This window comes from Komagataeibacter kakiaceti JCM 25156, assembly GCF_000613305.1.
The window spans coordinates 1-778 of sequence record NZ_BAIO01000787.1 but is presented as its reverse complement, the minus strand read 5'-3'; the positions used below and the strand labels follow the sequence as shown (position 1 = coordinate 778).

Genomic DNA, 778 nt, shown 5'->3' with positions numbered 1-778 from the left:
TCTCCACGCTGGCCCCGTCGCGCAACTGGCGCAGGCGTTCGGCCATGTCGCGCGCCATGGCGTCGAAATGGTCGGGACCGGCCTGCATGGCCTGCCGCATGGCGCGCACGATCGGTGCGTACCCCGTGCAGCGGCACAGGTTGCCCGCCAGCATGTCATCAATATGGTGTTCGTCCTGCGCCAGGCCATCCGCCTTGCGGCCCGCGACCATGGACATGACGAAGCCCGGCGTGCAGAAGCCGCATTGCGAGCCATGCTGGTCCACCATGGCCTGCTGCACCGGGTGCAACGTGCCGTCGGGGGCGCGTATGTCCTCGATCGTCAGGACCTGCGCACCGTCGAGCATGGAAACGAACTGGATGCAGGCATTGACCGCGCGCCAGACCAGCTGCTCCCCTTCCAGCCGGACCACCAGCACCGTGCAGGCGCCGCAGTCACCTTCGTTACAGCCTTCCTTGGTGCCGGTCAGGCCGCGTTCCTCACGCAGCCAGTCCAGCAGCGTACGTGTTGGCGCGACATGCGCCAGCGTATGACATTCGTTTCCGACATAGAAACGGATGTCGTTTCTGATCCCCGTCAAATCTGTTCCCTCTATCGTGGCTACTGGACCGCCTCACCCCCCTCAAGGCAGACAGCCGGAACAGCCATTCCTATCGTGTTGTCCCTGTATATGGGACGCAATCCTACATTGTCACCCTGGATGAAAGGAAGTCAAAATGAGTACCTGAATGGTACTCTATAAGCGCCCCGCACGCTCCGAAAGATGCGCCGCGTGCCG

At 62.9% G+C, this 778-nt stretch carries 1 protein-coding gene; it reads right to left on the bottom strand.

The annotated features are described in order from the left end of the window. Nucleotides 1-571 (bottom strand): 2Fe-2S iron-sulfur cluster-binding protein (locus JCM25156_RS18940; protein ID WP_034961348.1); only part of this gene is annotated, 571 nt, incomplete at its 3' end. Nucleotides 572-778: the final 207 nt, after the last annotated feature.